Source organism: Nocardia sp. NPDC050799, from assembly GCF_040654015.1.
Taxonomy (GTDB): domain Bacteria; phylum Actinomycetota; class Actinomycetes; order Mycobacteriales; family Mycobacteriaceae; genus Nocardia.
Genome location: NZ_JBFAHF010000002.1, coordinates 72,158 through 89,459, shown reverse-complemented (window position 1 = coordinate 89,459; position 17,302 = coordinate 72,158). Strand labels below are relative to the sequence as shown.

The following is a 17,302-nucleotide window of genomic DNA, read 5'->3' as shown; positions in this document are numbered from 1 at the left end:
GAACCGCGGATCAGCGAAGCGGGAGGTGGCCGAGGACGGCGAACATGGTGACCGACAGGTGATAGTCACCGACCGCGACACCCGCTTCGATGGCGGCGAGGAGATCGTCACGTTCCTGTTCGGTGATCACCTCCCGAGCCAGCGCGGCACCGCCCACCTCGTCGAACATGGGGCGCGCGGCAGCCGGATCCCAGATCACCGCTTCCGAACCCATATCGTCGATCTCGAACCCGGCCGCCACCAGCCGGCCGCGCAGGGACCGGCCGGATCTGGAATTGGGGGTGGACTCGAGCATGGCGGCGATCATCCGCGCGACCACTCCGGTGTCGCCGGGGTGCAGGATGGCGGTCTGCCAGTCGCTGTCCACCAGTACCACCCGGCCGCCCGGCCGCAGGACTCGGGCGATCTCCGCGGTGGCGGCGGCCGGATCGTCGAGGTGCTGGTAGACGCGCTCGCTGCGCACCGCGTCGAAGTAGTCGTCGTCGAACGGCAGCCTGTAGGCGTCGGCTTCGACGAACCGGCACCGCGCCCCCGCCTCGGCGGCCCGCTCGCGTGCCACGGCGAGCATCGCCGGGTTCGGTTCGATACCGACAGCCTGCCCCTCGGGCCCGACCCGGCGGGCGAACTCCAGCACTTCCGAGCCGGTCCCCGAGCCGATATCGAGAGCTCGCTCCCCGGCGCCGACGGCCAGCGCCGCGTGGGCCCAGTGGCGCATACGCCTGATCCCGGGGAGGGCGGCCTGCAGATCGAGGGCAGCGACGAGCAAGGCCATCGGGTCACCGCCGGACGTCGCATCGTCGGTGCGCGCGGTCGCGATGTCATCGAGATGGAACGACGGCGGCCGTACGGGCTGCTCGGGTTCGCTCGGCACGGATTCCGACATTAGCCAGGTCGGGCGGTGTCCCGGCGCCCGCTCGGCATCGATTCGGTGGCGGTTCGGGCGCGAATGAGACGCGGTTGTCGCCGGTACGACCACGACTACGAGGGCACCTGGCCTTGATGCCATCCCAGCGCGGCGGAACGAGACGAGAGACGGGCTATTCGACCATCCAGAGCCGAACGCCGGTTCAGCCGGCGGCTCGTGGATCCGGCACCAGAACGAGCGCTTCGGGTGCGGCGGTGAAAGATTCCCGGAGGTGGTTCGCGAGGTGGTCGATATCTCGCTCACCGGAGCTGCTGCTCCACGCTTCCATACCGCAGTGGAATGCGGCGACCACGATATCCAGGGCCAGACGAGTGCGCTGGTCGGCGGGAAGTCCGGCGCCGAAACGGTGGTGCAGGATCTCCAGTGCTTCGCGGATGGTGCGGTCACAGAATTGGAGGTTGTTCGCGCCCATGGAGGGCGTGGACTGCGCGAGACGGTGGCTGCGGGCGGCGCGGTCGGCCCAGCCTTGCGCGGGCATTCGTTCCAATGCCGCGAGCACACTGTCCTGCAGGATTCCGTAGAGCGATCCGGTACCGGGCTCGCGGGTTTCCAGCTCGCCGAGGAAGGCGGCCCACAGGTCCCGCAGCGGGGCCATGGCGACGTCTTCTTTGCTGGTGAAGGTACGGAAGAAGGTGCGTTTGGAGACCTCGACCGCGTCGCAGAGTTCATCGAGAGTGGTGCTGTCGAACCCGTTCTCCGTGAACAGTTCCAGAGCGGTGTCGACCAGCGCCTGGCGCGTGCGTAGTTTCTTGCGCTCGCGCAGCGGCGGCCGGTCCAGCGCAGCGTCGGCCATAGGGACAGGATAGCGTCCGGCCGCCCCTCGATTCCTATCGCCCCTTGACGCCATTTGCCACTAAGTGGCATTTTGAGGTGATGGCACCGCACCCGGTGTCACATCGAAGCTCTCCGCACTCGAAAGGCGCTGTGTCATGCGCGCATTGATGGTCGACCGTTCCGTTCCGGCCGGATTACGTATCGGCGAGGCACCCGATCCGGACCCGGCACCGCATCAGGCGCTGATACGGGTGACGGCGACATCGCTCAACTACGGTGAGGTCCGGTTCGCGCGCGAGGACGCACCGCAGGATGCGGTACTGGGCTGGGACGCGGCGGGAATCGTGGAACAGGCCGCCGCCGACGGCTCGGGCCCACCGGCCGGGACATCGGTGGTCACCCTCGGCTGGTCCGGCGCCTGGGCGGAGTTCCGCGCGGTGGACACCGACCTGATCGGTACGGCCCCGGCCGACGCGGAACCGGCGGCGCTCAGCACCGTGCCGGTCGCCGCGACCACCGCGCTGCGGGCCCTGCACCGGCTCGGCCCCGTGCTGGGGCGGCGGGTATTGATCACCGGAGCGACCGGCGGCACCGGCCGGTACACGGTCCAGCTCGCCCGGCTCGGTGGCGCGCATATCGTCGCGGCGACCGGCGACCCCGCCGCGCACGGCGCGGGTCTGCGCGAACTCGGAGCGGCCGAGGTCGTCACCGGCGCCCGTGACCTGGACGCTCCGGTCCACGGCGCCATTGATCTGGTGGGTGGCAGCCAGCTGGTCGATGCCTACCAGCGTCTCGCCGAGGGCGGCACGGTGGTCGCGGTCGGGCATTCGGCCGGCACGGACGAGACGTTCCCCTATGGGGCGTTCTTCGGCGATCAGGGCCGGCACGACCGGTCGGTCACCTCCTTCTTCCTCCTGGCGTGTCGCGACCTCGGACCAGATCTGAGCTGGCTGGCCCGGCAGGTCGCGATCCGGACACTGCGGCCGAGTATCGCCTGGCAGGGCGATTGGACCCGGGTCGGCGAGGCGGCCGAGGCGCTGCTGTCGCGCCGCCTGCACGGGAAGGCGGTGCTGGAAGTGGGATGACCACCGTCGTCGCGGACGCATCGTGCACCCGGTCTCCGGGCCGGGGCCCGCAGGCCGAGAAGGCCGCCGGCGGATTTCTTTTGTGGACGGTCGTATTCGCGCCTATAGTCGGCGTGATCCGATCGGAGCTCCCCGGAAGTACAGCCGCAGAGTGGGAGCCCGCGCCCGAACGAACCGGGCGATGGAGTGGGCGGCGTATTTTGCCCACCCATTTTTCCGGAGGAATTCCATGCACATCGGACTCGGACTCCCCATCGCCGACCCCGCCGTCCTGCTCGATTGGGCACGCCGTGCCGACGCGGGGCCGTTCTCGACCCTCGGCCTGCTCGACCGCCTCGTCTACGACAACCCCGAACCGCTGGTGGCGCTGTCGGTGCTCGCCGGTGCCACCAGCCGGATCAAGGTACAGACCGAGGTCCTGCTCGCCCCGCTGCGCGATACCGCTCTGCTGGCGAAACAGGTCGCCACGCTGGACCGTATGTCCGGCGGCAGGCTGGTGCTCGGGCTCGGCGTCGGCGGCCGCGCCGACGACCACCTGGCGGCGGGAGTGGACCTGCACACCCGCGGCCGCCGGATGGACGAGCAACTCGCGCAACTGCGCGGATTGTGGTCCGGCGAACCGTTCGGCGGCGACTGCGGGCCGATCGGGCCCGCACCGGTTCGCCGCAGCGGACCGCCGATCCTCTTCGGCGGGTTCCGGCCCGTCGCGCTGGAACGTGTCGCCCGCTGGGGCGACGGATTCCTGTCCGCGGCACCGGCACAGTGGTGTGCAGGGCTGTTCGATTCGGTCCGCCGATCCTGGCACGAGCACGGACGGCAGGGGGCACCGCGGATCGTCGCCCAGGTCAATGTCGCGCTCGGACCGCAATCGGTCGTCGACGAGGCCCGGGCGGCCATCGGCGCCTACTACGCCTTCACCGACTGGGCCGAGAACGTGGTGTCGGGGATGCGCACGACGCCGGACGAGATCCACGCGGCGATACGGCAATTCACCGACCTGGGCGCAGACGAGATCATGCTGTACTGCTACGGCACCGACCCGGACCAGGTCGATCGCCTGGCGGACCTGATCGGCTGATCAGGTCCGCGCAGGTCGCGAGGAGATGAAAGCGCCGCCGTCCGCGCTGTGGCCGGGCGGCGGCGATCCGAGCCCCGGAGTCCGGACCCTCAGGACTCCCGACATAGAAACGCGGGTGCCGGATCGCTGAACACGACATGCAACCAATTCCGCGAGTGGGCCCGGTCGCGGAAAAGGCGTCGGCGGTCTTGTCGAGGCCAGGACGCGTCGGCCCGGTGGTACCGGACCGGTCGACCCGCTGACGGATCGGCGGCCCTTGCGAGACCCGACCCGGACGGGAAGGTAGAGTCACCGCGCCGAGTGTTCGCCGCCCACCGCTGTCCGGCGGCAGGGCCGGTTTCGGACTTCGTCCTCCAACGATTCCTTCACCCCCCTCGGATTCCCCGATACCCGTGCCGGTCCGCCCCGGCCGTGCGGCCGCGGCCGCGCTCAGTGAACGGAGACAGCCACCGTGGCCACGGCAATGCGCACCGACCACTCCGATACCTCGGTGGCGGCGGCGCTGCGCAGCCCGAAACTGCTGCGTACCGAAGTGCTGGCCGGGCTCGTCGTGGCGCTGGCCTTGATTCCGGAGGCGATCGCCTTCTCCGTCATCGCGGGCGTGGACCCGCGGGTGGGGTTGTTCGCGTCGTTCACCATGGCGGTCACCATCGCGTTCACCGGTGGCCGCCGGGCCATGATCTCCGCGGCGACCGGCGCCGTGGCGTTCGTGGTCGCGCCGGTCGTGCGCGAGCACGGGCTCGACTATCTGTTGGCCACGGTGATCCTGGCCGGTGTCCTGCAGATCGCGCTCAGTGTGGCGGGGGTCGCGAAACTGATGCGGTTCATACCGCGCAGTGTGATGGTCGGCGTGGTCAACTCGCTGGCGATGCTGGTCTTCCTCGCCCAGCTCCCCCAGTTGATCGGGGTGCCGTGGCTGGTGTATCCGCTGGTAGGGGTGGGGGTCCTCATCATCGCAGTGCTCCCCAGGCTCACCACCGCGGTGCCCGCGCCCCTGGTGGCGGTCGTCGCGCTCACCGCGGTCACCGTGGCCTTCGGGCTGCACGTGCCCGATGTCGGCGGGCAGGGCGACCTGCCGTCTGCCCTGCCGCTCCCGCTGCTGCCCGAGGTGCCGTGGAACCTCGAAACCCTGCGGATCGTCGCCCCCTACGCCTTCGCGATGGCAGTGGTCGGACTGCTGGAATCGCTGATGACCGCCGAACTCGTCGACGGCATCACCGATACCCCGTCGAACAAGACACGCGAGAGCTGGGGCCAGGGCCTCGCCAATATCGTCACCGGATTCTTCGGCGGCCTGGGCGGCTGCGCGGTGATCGGACAGACCGTGATGAACGTGAAAATCGCCGGCGCCCGCACCCGCATCTCCACCTTCCTGGCCGGGGTGTTCCTGCTGATCCTGGTGGTCGGGCTCGGCGGGCTGGTCGCGCGGATCCCGATGGCGGCCCTGGTGGCGGTCATGATCATGGTGTCGATCACCGCGATGGACTGGCATTCGCTGGCTCCGGCGACACTGCGGCGGATGCCGATCGCCGAGACCACGGTCATGCTGCTGACCGTCGCCGTCACCGTCCTCACCCACAACCTGGCCTACGGCGTGGTCACCGGTGTCGTCGCCGCGATGGTCGCCTTCACACACCGGGTCGCGAGTTTCACCGAGGTCGTACCCGTCGCGACCGCGGTTTCCGACGACACCACCCGCGTCTACACGGTGCGCGGCGAACTGTTCTTCGCCTCCAGCAACGATCTCGTCCACCGATTCGACTACAGCGGAGACCCCGCCGAGATCGTGCTCGATCTGTCCGAAGCGCATATCTGGGACGCTTCCACCGTGGCCGCGCTCGACGCCATCACCACGAAGTACGCCGCGAAGGGCAAACGAGTGACGATCCGGGGCCTGAATCCGGCCTCGGTGGCGCGGCACCGGCGGTTGTCGGGTCATCTGACCGGCGGGCACTGAACCGGTTCTCCGTCACAAGGATTCGCCGATACGCTCGCCCACCGGCCCCGAGCCCGGTAGCAATGGGCCGGGCACCACGGAGATCGGCGGATCTCGCGATCGGAGCCGCAGCGCACCCGGCGACCGCGCGTAGCCTGGTCGGAGATCACGGATCCGGAACGGGGGTGGACAGTGCAATACCGTCAGCTCGGCCGGGCGGGCCTTTATCGGAGAAGTGATGGTAGAAACTGCCTTTGGTGACCCCGAGACGCCGGCAGATCTCGTCCAGTTCGAGCGCCCGGAAACCCTCCTCCGCCAGCACGGTGTAGCCGGCCTGTAACCAGTCGTCGACCGTCAACTGAACGGCACCACGCGCCCGCGCCATCGGGTCAGCTCAACGCGGCGAGCCGATTCCCCGGACACCGAGCGGCCCCGGCCGCCGGAGTCATCGCACTCCACAACAGTCATCGCCCCCTACGAGTCGGCCGTGCTCGGAGTGACCGATACGGCTCCCGGATCGCTTACGCCCCGGCGGGCGCCAGCACCCGTCCGATTGTGGTCCGGCCCCGCCGGGGAACTAGTTCGGTGTCGTCATGAAGGGAACCGCTATCAGGAAACACCAGGTATTTGCGGTATCCGAGCCACGAAACGGTTTCCACCGGCTTGCCCCGATCCAAGAACAGGTAGAGGCCGGACCGGCCCTCCGCATCGTCGTCCAGCGGCAATTCCCGCCAGCAGGTTTCGAGCAAGCCGGTGATCCGGTCCAGATCCTGCTGGGTGATGCCCGGGTAGAGATCCACCACTGTGTCCCAGGAGCCGGCCCACCCGGCCACGTCGGCCACTTGACGCAGTGTCGTCGGGTTCGCGCCTGTGGCCGCGGTCTCCAGCGCCTCTTCGAACCGGGCCTCCGGGCCCAGATTCTGAGTGCTCAGCGAAACATTGAAACTGGAGACACAGGACCGGCCGTCTTCCTCACTCCCGGCCACCCTGTCGGCTACGCCGCATCCGGAGATCGCAAAGACCACGGAGGCCACCGACACCGCTGACAATTTCCGCATCGTCCTCACCGCTGTCCAGGAAGGGGTACGTCGACGCCCGGCGCGATCGCCGTCTCGGACTCCGACACCGTATTACTCCAGGTGATCACCGGACTACCCTGACCGTTCGGTGCCATGACCAGTACGCCTCCGGTCTCGATCCTGCTCTTGATGATCTCCTGCAACTCTTCGGGTGACGCGTCCGGATATTGGGCGCCGAGCTCGCGGCCGACCTGATTGTTGAACAGGTCCACGCCTCACGATTGGGCGGATTGCCGCCACTTTTCTCATGGGCTGTCGCGTAGGTCTGAGTCCAGTCCTCACCGAACTCCTGGGTCATCCGCGCATTCCAATAGATATGCCGGAATGCATCGCCGTGACCGTCATCGAGCGATTCGGGGAAACTCTCCGTCGCGGCGGCCCTCGCCTCGTCGACCATGTTCGCCTGCCGGTAGGCCGCGAGCGGCCCCTGCTCGGTGAAAAGGTCTTCCAGCGCCTCGATCTCCTCCGCTGTCATCATGTTCGGCTCGAACTTCGAATCGTATGCGCGCATCGCCGTCAGCATCCATCCTTCGGGCCAGAGCCGGGGTTCGCCCTCCGAGGAGTCGGTTTGGTATTCGCTGAGAATCCATGCAAGGTAGGGGTCGTCCGGCGTGGCGACCAGTTGCGTCTTGACCGTCTCGGAGAGATCTTCCAACAGGCGCGCGAAACTCTCGGCCCCCTCACTGTCCGCCTCTCTGATGGCCGACAGCGCTCCTTTGATAGAACTCGCGAGATTGAAAGCGGTGGCTTCCTTGATAGCCACTGCCGCCATGCCGAAAGGAGCACAGGTGGTCGCAGTCTCCATATTCGACTTGTGCGACCGCACGTCCGGCGGCTGCGCGGACAAGGAATTGCACGAGATCCCCGGCGCCAACCACTACTACCTGGGCCCCGACCAGCGTGAGCCGCTGGCGAAGGCGATCGCGCTCGTCGACGGCCGGCTGCGCGCCCGCGACCTGGGGCCCGCCGCGTGACCCCGCCGCGCTCCCCGGCCCGGCGGGAGCGCAGCGCGTGGCGCTTCCGCACCACCCCTCGGTCCCGCTCCCGTGGCCACCGGAGATAATGCCGCGATGGACTCCGCGACAACCGGTGCTCTCGACGGTATCCGGGTACTCGAGATCGGTACGCTGATCTCCGGCCCCTTCGCCGGCCGCCTCCTGGGCGATATGGGCGCCGAGGTCATCAAACTCGAGCCCCCGGACGCCCCGGACCCGCTGCGCACCTGGGGTCAGGCCGAACTCGACGGACATCATTTCTTCTGGACCGTGCACGCGCGCAACAAGAAAGCCGTCACGCTCAACCTGCGGGAGGACGCGGGCCGGGACCTGTTCCTCGAACTCGCCGCGAAATCCGACATCATCGTGGAGAACCTGCGCCCCGGCACGCTGGAACGATGGGGTCTCGGCTACGACGTACTGCGGGAACGCAATCGGGGCATCATCCTGGTCCGGGTATCCGGGTACGGGCAGACCGGCCCGGAAGCCCGCAAGGCCGGATATGCCTCGGTCGCCGAAGCAGCCAGCGGCCTGCGCCATATGAACGGTTTCCCGGGCGGCCCGCCGCCGCGGCTCGCCCTTTCCCTCGGCGACAGTCTGGCCGGGATGTTCGCCGCCCAGGGAGCGCTGGCGGCGCTGTACCGGCGCACCGTCACCGGGGAGGGGCAGATCGTCGACGCGGCGCTCACCGAGGCCTGCCTGGCGGTGCAGGAGTCCACCATCCCCGACTACGACATCGGCGGTGTGGTCCGCGGTCCGTCGGGTACCCGGCTGGAAGGTATCGCGCCGTCCAATATCTACCGCACCGCCGACGGGAGCTGGGTGGTGATCGCGGCCAACCAGGACACCGTATTCCGCCGGCTCTGCGCGGCGATGGACCAACCGGAGCTGGCCACCGACGATCGGTTCGCGAACCACACCGCACGCGGACGCAACCAGGACGAACTCGATGCGATCATCGGCGAATGGGCGGCACGGCGACAGCCCGGGGAGATCATCGCGACGCTCGGCGAAGCCGGCGTGATCAGCGGGCCCATCAACACCGTCGCCGAGGTGGTCACCGACCCGCAACTGAACGCGCGCGGCATGATCGCCGACCACTACGACGAGCGCATCGAACGGAATGTGCAGGGCCCGGGTGTCGTACCCGTGCTGTCGGCGACCCCGGGGACCATCCGCAATGCCGGGTCGGCGCGTCCGGGGCAGCACAACGACGAGGTGTACTCCGGTCTGCTCGGGAAATCCGCGGCCGAGGTGGCGGCGCTGCGGTCGCAGGGGATCGTCTAGCGTGCCGGATACACCCCGGAACCGGTGGCGGAGAATTTCGGGCGCGGCCTGCGGCTGACCGACCCCGACGGGGTCACGATCCAGATCCAGGAACTGGACACCGAGGTGATGCGCCGTTCGGAGGCCGCACTCCAGGATCAGCGCATCCGGCGCGACCGTCCGGCAGGCGAGGCGATCCGCCGGTCCCGGTCCCCGAGAGCGGCCCGCTCGACGATGCCCAGCGGCTATCATCGGAGAGTGGCGTGAGACACCATGCGGCACATTGTCGTCGTCGACGATCGGCCGGATGCGTGTCGGCCGCCTCGGGCGATCGGCTCCGGGCCGGTCGTCTTCCTGCCGGGCGACGGAAGAGTGACGCATGACCAGGTACGCGCATTTTGTAGGTAGCCTCCCCGCTGAACTGATGACCGGAGGTGATCGTGGCGTCCTGGACTGGTTCGCGGCGCACACCGAGGGCCGTCCCGTCACCGCGATCCCCTGCGATCTGGATCCCGACTGGATCCTGGCGTACCTCCAGGACCTCGGGAACCGCACCGACGCCCTGGAGGTGTTGCGCCCGGGGGGATTCGACGGCTACTCCGATTTCCCCACCTACGGCGTCCGGGCCGGGCGGACCCTCGAACCGCGAGATGTCTCGATGAACCGGGTCGAGCGGATCGGCGAAGTGGTGACGGCCTTCGAGTCGTTCCTACGCGACCGGCCCGAACTGGCCGGAACCAAACTGCAGCTCAGCCAGCCCCATCCGCTGGATCTCGCCATGTTCGTCCACGCCGGTGGCGCCGTGGCCACCGGCCTGCCGGTCGGACTGGCGTTGCGCCGGTCGAATCTGGCACTCACCGCATTGCGGAATCTCCCGGTGTTCACCGAGTCGGTGCTGCAGGAGATGCGTGAGGTACGCCGCCGGCACGGCGATCTGATCGTCTGGCAGGTGGAAACCCCGATCTCGCTGCTGAGCATGGTCAAGGCGCAGCAACTGGGGGCGCTGTGGGCACTGGCGCCGGCGGTCGCGGGACAACTCGCCGGGTTTCTGGAGAAGGTGCACGAGGTCGATCGTGAGCACGGTATCGAGACCGAGACCATCGTGCACCTGTGCTACGGCGATTATCAGCACGAGAGCCTGCTCAGCCCGAAGAACCTGGCACCCGCCGTCGCCCTGCTCAGCCGTACCGGACGCCGCCTCACCGAACGCGGAGTGCCTGTTCCCCGGGTGCACATCCCGTGCGCGTACGGCGCCCACCCCGCGCCGGTCGACCCCGAGTTCTACGCGCCGCTGCGCGCACTCGGGCCCGAATGGCGAGTGATCGCGGGTGTGGTCTCCACCGACGACCCCGACCGGAGCGCGCAGGCACTGTCGCTATTCGAGCAGGCCCGCGAAACCACCGCCTACGGGGTGGCCGCCGCGTGCGGTTTCGGCCGCAACAAGGCCGAGGAGGCCGAACAGGGTGCCGCGACCATCGCGTCGCTCGTCCGGGCACCGGAGGGCAGCAGCCGGGGCTGATCCGCCGGCCGAGCGCCGTTCGATCCCGACACGCCCCACCCGGCGGGTGTTCATACCGCCAGGTGGGGCGATACCTTCGCCTTCGCTTCGGCCTCCGCCGGGTCGCATGTACGGACTCCGACCCTCGCCGCAGCCTCCGCCGGACCGCACATTCGGACTCCGACCCTCGCCGCAGCCCCCACCGGACCGCGTGTGCAGCCGCGGCCTGCGGCGGCCGCAGGGACAGGCTGTGCAGGCGACTCGGCCGGGGTCCTGCGGTGGGCCGACGGGGCTTAAAGCTCTTTATTGTTCGTGCAGATACGTGGTGCGGATGCACGCACAATTGTGCGTGCGCTGATACACTCTCCTAGGCGCCATTCTGTTCAAACCACTTGCGGCATCGCGATTCCGGGCCATGGACCCCGGTCGGTCCGGCCGCCGGTGGCGGACCTCATGGTTCGTTCAGTTGATCCAGGAGTCAGCTATGGCGCACAATCCGCATGTTCTGATCATCGGCGGAGGCCCGGCCGGGTCGACCACGGCAGCACTGCTCGCCCGGGCGGGAATTCGGGTGACCCTCCTGGAGCGGGATACGTTCCCCCGCTATCACATCGGAGAGTCGCTGCTGGCTTCCGTACTGTCGACGCTTCGCCTCTCGGGCGCCTACGACAAGGTGGCGGCGCACGGGTTCCAGGTGAAACGCGGCGGGTATTTCCAGTGGCAGGACGACACCTGGTTGCTGAACTGGGCCGCACTGGTGGATGCCGAGGCCTGGTCGTGGCAGGTCGACCGTGCCGAATTCGACGAGATTCTGCTACGCAACGCCGCCGACCAGGGCACCGAGGTGATCGAGGGCGCCACGGTGAAGCGCGTTGTCTTCGACGACGACGAACGCCCCACCGCGGTCGAATGGGTACTCGCCGGCGAAGACACGGTCCGGACCACCGAGTTCGACTTCCTGGTCGACGCGTCGGGCCGCGCCGGGCTGCTGGCGAAACATTTCAAGATGCGTCGCGTGCACAACGGGTTCCGCAATATCGGGATCTGGTCGTACTGGACGGGCGCCCGGCTGCATCCGGACAGTCCGGAAGGCGCGATCAACGTCGTATCCACCCCGGAGGGCGGCTGGTTCTGGAACATTCCGCTCGCGAGCGGGAAACACAGCGTCGGCTACGTGATCTCCACCAAGATCGCCGCCGAACGGGTCCGCGAATACGGCTCACGGGAGGCCTACTACCACGCCATCATCCGCGACACTCCGGCGATGCAGAAATTGGTCGACGGTGCGGAACAGATCGCCGAGGTGCGCGCCGAGCAGGACTACTCCTATGTCTCGGACCGGCTCTGGGGTCCCGGCTACGCGCTGGTCGGCGACTCCGCGCTGTTCCTCGATCCGCTGCTGTCCACGGGTGTGCACCTGGCCACCTACGGCGGGCTCACCGCGGCCGCGTCCATCGCGACCTACCTGCGTGGCGAGATGAGCGAAGCCGACGCCCTGGCCTTCCACGAATACACCTATCGACGGGCCTACGAGCGGTTCCTGACCCTGGTCTCCCGTATGTACAAGGACTACATCGGATCCAAGGAATACTTCGCGCACGCGAGCACCCTCACCGAGGAACACGAAAGCGATACCAACGAGCAGTCCTTCACCAGGATCATGGCCGGCCTGACCGACGTGGAGGAGACTTCCGGCACGCAGACCCGCACGGCGACCAGCACCATCGTCGGTGAAGCCGAGGGCTTCCGCGACGGTGAGTACGCCGAGGGCGCCAATATCGAGTACATGGGCCATCTCGATATGTCTCCGGTCTGGAACATCTGGCGCGATCCGCTCGGCGCGGACACCACGATGGGCGATATCCGTATCACCACCGCGCCGGTCCTGGGTCTCACCAGCGGTGCCCGCAGCGCCGCCGAGAAGGACGCCGTCACCCGTCCGGTCCTGCCACCCCTCACCGCCGCGGGCGCGGCCGACTGATCGAAGGCTCGGAACGATCTCATGAGTACCCGAGTGCGGGGGCCGCAGTGACCGCTGCGCCCCTGCTTCCCGGACCACCGGGGGCCGTCCCGCCCGGTGGTCCGGGCTTCCGAAATCCACTCACCCGGGCGTTGCTCGCCCACGACGGCTACACCACTCCGGCGCTGGAGGCGATAGTCGACGCCGACCTCAGCGTCCGGGTCGTGTGCCAGCACGACGCGAGCGCCGCCGGGCTACCCGGCACGGTGCTCGACGCGCTCCGCCTGTCGGGGCAGGACCGGGTCCTCGTCCGCAGATCCCGGCTGGTACACGGGGAGCTGACCGTCTCCGTGAACTATGTCGTCGCCGCGCGGGGGCGGGCGAATATCTACGGCGTGGACGATCTCGGCAGTCCCATCGGACGCAGTCTGATGTCGCGGGGCGTCGCACAGCGGCGCCGCATCCTGCGGGTCGGCCTGGCGCGGTGGCCGGATGGGCGCCTGTGCGCGGCACGGGCCTACGTCCTGCTCCTCGATCAGCCGCTCTGCTATATCCGCGAAACATTCAACCCTGGGATCGTATCCCCCGAGCACGACTCCGACCTCGGCGAAGGTCTGGACTGGAATGACGAACCCGATTCCGTGCGCCCCGGCGCGGAGTGATCGGACCCGCGCCCAGCATCCACCCAGCGATTGCGATATCGCCTGCACGGACTATAGTTTTGCCCGAACTGACGAGAGGCACGCATGAAACACGCTGTCGCTGTGACAATTCCATGGGCCCGGCCGTGCCCGACGGCCGCAAACCATGGCGAATTGCCCCGAACAGCGATACCCGACCACCGATCGACCGGTGCATGAACGGGATGGCGAACGACTCGACCTCACCGAAAACTGCCGCGGCCGTGCGACACGTTTGCCCGTGCTGTAGTCAGTGAAATTTGTGGGGGAACAAACAGCCAGGGCGCACGAGTCCGCACGACGAGCTCGCGCCGAATCACATCTCGTTCGAGTCTCGTAACTGGAGTCATACCCTTGTCCACACCACGCCATATCCCCCTGTCGCAGTCGTCGATGACGACAGGGGCGTATCCCGCAACTCCCGGACCGGTCGCCGAACCCCCGAGCCCGCGCTACCCGATGTACACGCAAGAATTCGCCACGGACCCGCATCGTGCGTACCGCGCGATGCGGGAACAGTTCGGGTCGTTGGTTCCGGTGGATCTGGCCCCCGGTGTGCCGGCCACACTGGTGATCAACCACAAGATCGCCGTGCGTATCCTCAACGACCCCGACCACTTCCCGGCAGACCCCCGGTACTGGCAGGAAACGGTGCCGCAGGATTCTCCGGTGCTGCCGATGATGAAATGGTTCCCGGCCGCCCGGTACAACGTCGGTGACGTCCACGCCCGCTATCGGCAGGCATCCGCCGACAGCATCGACGGCGTGGACCTCAACGCGTTGCCGTATACGGTCGAGCGTATCGCCACGCCGTTGATCAACGACTTCTGCGAGAACGGCACCGCCGATCTGATGAATCAGTACGCCTTCCCCTTGGCGCTGGAGATCATCAATCACATCTGCGGCTGCCCCGACGATATCGGCAGGCGGATCGCGGCGGGTATGGCCGCGCGGTTCGACACCGTGCGGGCCGAGGAGGGTATGGGGATCCTCAAATCCGCGCTGATGGAACTGATCCAACTCAAGCGCGATCGGCCGGGCAACGATGCCACCTCGCGGCTCGCCGAACACACCACCGCGCTCGACGACGTCGAGGTCTTCGCGCAACTGATGAGCTTCTACGGGGCCGGTTTCGAGGCGCAGCGCAACCTCATCACCAACGCGCTGCTGCTGATGATCACCGAGCCGCAGTATGGGCCCGGGGACACCTTCGGGGGCAACCTGTCGACCGACGACGCCATCGACAACGTCCTTTTCAACGACCCGCCGATGGCCAACTTCTGCACGACCTACCCGCGCCAGCCCATCCCGGTCGCCGATACCTGGCTGCCCGCCCACCAGCCGGTGGTCATCAGCCTCTCCGCCTGTAACAACGACCCCGAGATCCGCAACGACCTGGACACCCCCGGTGGCAGTTTCGTCGGTAACCGGTCCCACCTCGCCTGGAGTGTCGGACCGCACGCCTGCCCGGCGCAATCACTGGCCCGCACCGCCGTACGCAGCGCGATCGATGTCGTGCTCAACGCCATCCCCGATCTGGGCCTGGATACCCGGCAGGAACTGGTGTGGCGGCCGGGTCCGTTCCACCGGGCACTGGCCGGGTTGCCCGTGGTCTTCGAGCCCGCTCCCCCGCTGCCCGCGATGTAGCACTGCCAGGATTGCCGAGCCGCTCCCATGATCTTCCTGCTGGCCGATCTCGTCCTCATCATCGTGGCCGCCCGCCTGCTCGGCGGGTTGGCCCGGCGGCTCGGTCAGCCCGCTGTCATCGGCGAGATCGCGGCCGGCATCCTGGCCGGGCCCACCATCCTCGGCGCCGGCCTGTCGGAGGCGATCTTCCCGGTAGAGGTGCAGCCGCAGCTGACCGCGCTGGCCGATATCGGCGTGGTGATCTTCATGTTCCTGGCCGGCCTGGAAATCGACCGCGACCGGTTGGCCGGGAGCGGCCGGTCGATCCTGGGAATCGCCGTCGCCGCGTTCGCCACGCCGTTCCTGCTCGGGTGCGTACTCGCGCTCGGGCCGCTCGCACGCCACCACGACGGCAACCGGCTCGCGTTCCCCCTCTTCCTCGGATGCGCGCTGGCGGTCACCGCCTTCCCGGTCCTGGCGCGGATACTGCAGGACCGCGGGCTGTTCACCACGCGCCTCGGCCAGCTCGGACTGGCCGGCGCCGCCGTGGTGGATATCTTCGCGTGGTGTGCGCTGGCCCTGGTCTTCGCGTCCGCCCGGCCGGAGTTCGACGATCACTGGCGGCTGCTGCTGGTCGTTCCGCTGGTGGCCGTGCTGTGGGGGGTCGTGCGCCCGGTGCTGGCGCGCGCCGTCACCGCCGAACGCGGTGAGACGGCGACGGTCCTGTTCGCGGTCTGCGGGGCCATGACCGCCGCCGCCGTCACCGAATGGATGGGGCTGCACCTGATCTTCGGCGCCTTCCTCTTCGGTGTGATCTTCCCCCGCTCGCAACGCCCCCGGGCCGAACCGGGCGCCCAGCTGGTGAGCAGCCTTTTCCTGCCGGCGTTCTTCGTGGTCGCGGGGCTGCGCGTCGATCTGAGCGGCCTGGACCGGGCCGCGATCGGCGAGGCCGTGGTGATCGTGGCCGCGGCCGTCGCGGGCAAGATCGGCGGAACGTATCTCGCCGCCCGGCTGTGTCGTCTGGACCGCCGCACCGCGGGTGCGCTGGCGGCGCTCATGAACACGCGCGGCCTGACCGAACTGGTCATCCTCAATGTCGGGTTGACGCTGGGCGTCATCGACACCCAGCTGTATTCCGTCCTGGTGCTGATGGCCCTCGTCACCACGGCGATGACGGGACCGTTGCTGACCGTGTTCGGCGTACGGCGGCCCCCACCGCCGGAGCTCGGCCGGGAACGCCCCGAAACACCACCGAGCGAAGGCCGGACCACGCCCGCGGCACCGGCCTGAGAAGCGCGTGAGCCGGTTCTTCTGGTCCGCTACCGGGCAGCCGGGCACATGGCCGCGCGAAGGCCCGCCCGGGTCCGCCCGGAACCTACGGGTGCGGCGCGGCCCGCCGCCGAGCGACCTCGTCGGGCCGGTCAGAGCATGGCGGCGCGCGGGACCTTCAGCCCGATCGCGGCCGCCCCGGCGAGTTCGCGGGCGGTGTCATAGTCGAAGCCCACACCCAAAAGTATTTCGCGGGGAGCCCGGAGAACCCGCCCGCGCAGCGACATATACCGGCAAATACTGGCATTCACTGGACTTCCCTGGAATTGCCCCCTACATTTCACCCCATGCCCACCGCCGAGGCGCTCGAAGCGCGCATAGCCGAGTTACGCGCGCAGGTGCGCCGGGCCGCCGGATCCGGCGACCGGACCGCGGCCCGCCGGTTACGCGCCCAACTCCGGGCCGCCGAAACGGAATGGGACGCCGCGGTTCTCGGGGCCCCGGAAACACCCGCGCCGGCCCGGCAGTCGACGGCGGCGGTACCGGTCCGTGAGCACGTACATCGCGCGCTCACCCTGCTGTCGGTGCCCGCCGCCCCCAAACTGGTACTCGCCGTGCACGACGCGTTCTTCTCCGGGGAACTGGTCCCGGCACGGCTCACCAGCCTGCGCCGCGACGAGGAGCGGTCCTTCCGGGCGGCGCCCTACGCCCGCCCGTATTACATCTGCGCCGCCATGACCACCGACCTACTGGCCCCGGCCCGCGGCCTGCTGGCCGTGAGCACATGGTCGCCGGCCCAGCGTATGGTCGGGCCGTTGAGTCCACGGGTGGACCTGCTCAGCGGAGCCATCCGCTTGGCCCGGCACATGATCGACCACGGGAGCACACCCGCGGGGCAACGCGTGCTGTGGCAGCTGGCGGTGTCCATCCCCGGCGCGACCGACGGGAAGAGCATCGACCCGGAGATCGTACGGGCGGCCGCGGAACGGGAACTAGAGGTGCACAGAGACGACGACACACAGCAGCGGGCCGACGCCGCGGAGCGGGCGGTGCGGCAACTGGCGGATCCCGCGGCGCAATTGTTCGGCGTTCGGCTCGCGGTAGCCGACCGGCGACGGAACGGGGCCTGAG

The 17,302-nt window shown here is 68.6% G+C and carries 17 protein-coding genes and 1 pseudogene; 12 read left to right on the top strand and 6 right to left on the bottom strand.

Annotation, left to right across the window (positions count from 1 at the left end; translation table 11 throughout):
* Nucleotides 1-10: 10 nt before the first annotated feature.
* Both AB0H42_RS03005 and AB0H42_RS03000 read right to left on the bottom strand, forming a co-directional pair.
* Nucleotides 11-871 carry a methyltransferase domain-containing protein gene (locus AB0H42_RS03005; protein WP_357048936.1) on the bottom strand — a complete coding sequence of 287 codons (861 nt, stop codon included), beginning with the start codon at nucleotides 869-871 and terminating at the stop codon, nucleotides 11-13.
* Nucleotides 872-1,067: 196 nt separating this feature from the next.
* On the bottom strand, nucleotides 1,068-1,718 hold the full coding sequence (locus tag AB0H42_RS03000) for a TetR family transcriptional regulator (RefSeq protein ID WP_357048933.1): 651 nt from the start codon (nucleotides 1,716-1,718) through the stop codon (nucleotides 1,068-1,070).
* 136 nt (nucleotides 1,719-1,854) lie between these two features.
* Here AB0H42_RS03000 and AB0H42_RS02995 point away from each other — a divergent pair, with 136 nt between their 5' ends.
* The 3 genes from AB0H42_RS02995 to AB0H42_RS02985 all read left to right on the top strand — a co-directional run bounded on the left by AB0H42_RS02995 (nucleotide 1,855) and on the right by AB0H42_RS02985 (nucleotide 5,819).
* Nucleotides 1,855-2,784 carry a zinc-binding dehydrogenase gene (locus AB0H42_RS02995; RefSeq protein ID WP_357048930.1) on the top strand — a complete coding sequence of 310 codons (930 nt, stop codon included), beginning with the start codon at nucleotides 1,855-1,857 and terminating at the stop codon, nucleotides 2,782-2,784.
* A gap of 229 nt (nucleotides 2,785-3,013) precedes the next feature.
* Entirely contained in the window at nucleotides 3,014-3,862 is an 849-nt protein-coding gene (locus tag AB0H42_RS02990; protein ID WP_357048927.1) for an LLM class flavin-dependent oxidoreductase, read from the top strand.
* A gap of 463 nt (nucleotides 3,863-4,325) precedes the next feature.
* On the top strand, nucleotides 4,326-5,819 hold the full coding sequence (locus AB0H42_RS02985) for a SulP family inorganic anion transporter (RefSeq protein ID WP_357049535.1): 1,494 nt from the start codon (nucleotides 4,326-4,328) through the stop codon (nucleotides 5,817-5,819).
* A gap of 145 nt (nucleotides 5,820-5,964) precedes the next feature.
* Here the strand turns inward: AB0H42_RS02985 and AB0H42_RS02980 are convergent, their stop codons facing one another.
* The 3 genes from AB0H42_RS02980 to AB0H42_RS02970 all read right to left on the bottom strand — a co-directional run bounded on the left by AB0H42_RS02980 (nucleotide 5,965) and on the right by AB0H42_RS02970 (nucleotide 7,640).
* On the bottom strand, nucleotides 5,965-6,183 hold the full coding sequence (locus AB0H42_RS02980; RefSeq protein ID WP_357048924.1) for a helix-turn-helix domain-containing protein: 219 nt from the start codon (nucleotides 6,181-6,183) through the stop codon (nucleotides 5,965-5,967).
* 136 nt (nucleotides 6,184-6,319) lie between these two features.
* Nucleotides 6,320-6,856 carry a hypothetical protein gene (locus tag AB0H42_RS02975; RefSeq protein WP_357048921.1) on the bottom strand — a complete coding sequence of 179 codons (537 nt, stop codon included), beginning with the start codon at nucleotides 6,854-6,856 and terminating at the stop codon, nucleotides 6,320-6,322.
* Between the two features lie 85 nt (nucleotides 6,857-6,941).
* Nucleotides 6,942-7,640, bottom strand: a complete 699-nt coding sequence (locus tag AB0H42_RS02970) for a hypothetical protein (RefSeq protein WP_357048918.1) — start codon at nucleotides 7,638-7,640, stop codon at nucleotides 6,942-6,944.
* Nucleotides 7,641-7,719: 79 nt separating this feature from the next.
* Between AB0H42_RS02970 and AB0H42_RS02965 the strand changes: the two are divergent.
* The 8 genes and pseudogenes from AB0H42_RS02965 to AB0H42_RS02930 form a co-directional block, all read left to right on the top strand.
* Nucleotides 7,720-7,851, top strand: a pseudogene (locus AB0H42_RS02965) (alpha/beta hydrolase); the annotation flags it as partial.
* A 96-nt stretch (nucleotides 7,852-7,947) separates the two neighbouring features.
* Nucleotides 7,948-9,159, top strand: a complete 1,212-nt coding sequence (locus AB0H42_RS02960) for a CoA transferase (protein ID WP_357048915.1) — start codon at nucleotides 7,948-7,950, stop codon at nucleotides 9,157-9,159.
* Nucleotides 9,160-9,183: 24 nt separating this feature from the next.
* A complete protein-coding gene (locus AB0H42_RS02955; RefSeq protein WP_357048912.1) occupies nucleotides 9,184-9,405 on the top strand; it encodes a hypothetical protein in 222 nt (73 codons plus the stop codon).
* Between the two features lie 157 nt (nucleotides 9,406-9,562).
* Nucleotides 9,563-10,657 carry a hypothetical protein gene (locus AB0H42_RS02950; RefSeq protein ID WP_357048909.1) on the top strand — a complete coding sequence of 365 codons (1,095 nt, stop codon included), beginning with the start codon at nucleotides 9,563-9,565 and terminating at the stop codon, nucleotides 10,655-10,657.
* Nucleotides 10,658-11,120: 463 nt separating this feature from the next.
* Complete coding sequence (locus AB0H42_RS02945) at nucleotides 11,121-12,617, top strand: NAD(P)/FAD-dependent oxidoreductase (protein ID WP_357048906.1); 1,497 nt, start codon at nucleotides 11,121-11,123, stop codon at nucleotides 12,615-12,617.
* Nucleotides 12,618-12,664: 47 nt separating this feature from the next.
* Nucleotides 12,665-13,258, top strand: a complete 594-nt coding sequence (locus tag AB0H42_RS02940; RefSeq protein WP_357048903.1) for a hypothetical protein — start codon at nucleotides 12,665-12,667, stop codon at nucleotides 13,256-13,258.
* A 372-nt stretch (nucleotides 13,259-13,630) separates the two neighbouring features.
* Nucleotides 13,631-14,923, top strand: coding sequence for a cytochrome P450 (locus tag AB0H42_RS02935; RefSeq protein WP_357048900.1), 1,293 nt, complete (start codon nucleotides 13,631-13,633; stop codon nucleotides 14,921-14,923).
* Nucleotides 14,924-14,950: 27 nt separating this feature from the next.
* Nucleotides 14,951-16,192 carry a cation:proton antiporter gene (locus AB0H42_RS02930; RefSeq protein ID WP_357048897.1) on the top strand — a complete coding sequence of 414 codons (1,242 nt, stop codon included), beginning with the start codon at nucleotides 14,951-14,953 and terminating at the stop codon, nucleotides 16,190-16,192.
* A 131-nt stretch (nucleotides 16,193-16,323) separates the two neighbouring features.
* On the opposite strand, the gene AB0H42_RS02925 is transcribed toward AB0H42_RS02930, so the two are convergent.
* A complete protein-coding gene (locus AB0H42_RS02925; protein WP_357048895.1) occupies nucleotides 16,324-16,482 on the bottom strand; it encodes a hypothetical protein in 159 nt (52 codons plus the stop codon).
* Between the two features lie 36 nt (nucleotides 16,483-16,518).
* Here AB0H42_RS02925 and AB0H42_RS02920 point away from each other — a divergent pair, with 36 nt between their 5' ends.
* Nucleotides 16,519-17,301 carry a hypothetical protein gene (locus AB0H42_RS02920; protein ID WP_357048892.1) on the top strand — a complete coding sequence of 261 codons (783 nt, stop codon included), beginning with the start codon at nucleotides 16,519-16,521 and terminating at the stop codon, nucleotides 17,299-17,301.
* The last annotated feature ends 1 nt before the right edge of the window (nucleotide 17,302 follow it).

Bases quoted from the DNA above. Each gene is read 5' to 3' on its own strand.
- AB0H42_RS02930 (WP_357048897.1), top strand. From the start codon at position 14,951: ATGATCTTCCTGCTGGCCGATCTCGTCCTCATCATCGTGGCCGCCCGC.
- AB0H42_RS02920 (WP_357048892.1), top strand. From the start codon at position 16,519: ATGCCCACCGCCGAGGCGCTCGAAGCGCGCATAGCCGAGTTACGCGCG.
- AB0H42_RS02980 (WP_357048924.1), bottom strand. From the start codon at position 6,183: ATGGCGCGGGCGCGTGGTGCCGTTCAGTTGACGGTCGACGACTGGTTA.
- AB0H42_RS02975 (WP_357048921.1), bottom strand. From the start codon at position 6,856: ATGCGGAAATTGTCAGCGGTGTCGGTGGCCTCCGTGGTCTTTGCGATC.
- AB0H42_RS02990 (WP_357048927.1), top strand. From the start codon at position 3,014: ATGCACATCGGACTCGGACTCCCCATCGCCGACCCCGCCGTCCTGCTC.
- AB0H42_RS02960 (WP_357048915.1), top strand. From the start codon at position 7,948: ATGGACTCCGCGACAACCGGTGCTCTCGACGGTATCCGGGTACTCGAG.
- AB0H42_RS02950 (WP_357048909.1), top strand. From the start codon at position 9,563: ATGACCGGAGGTGATCGTGGCGTCCTGGACTGGTTCGCGGCGCACACC.
- AB0H42_RS03000 (WP_357048933.1), bottom strand. From the start codon at position 1,718: ATGGCCGACGCTGCGCTGGACCGGCCGCCGCTGCGCGAGCGCAAGAAA.
- AB0H42_RS02985 (WP_357049535.1), top strand. From the start codon at position 4,326: ATGCGCACCGACCACTCCGATACCTCGGTGGCGGCGGCGCTGCGCAGC.
- AB0H42_RS02945 (WP_357048906.1), top strand. From the start codon at position 11,121: ATGGCGCACAATCCGCATGTTCTGATCATCGGCGGAGGCCCGGCCGGG.
- AB0H42_RS02995 (WP_357048930.1), top strand. From the start codon at position 1,855: ATGCGCGCATTGATGGTCGACCGTTCCGTTCCGGCCGGATTACGTATC.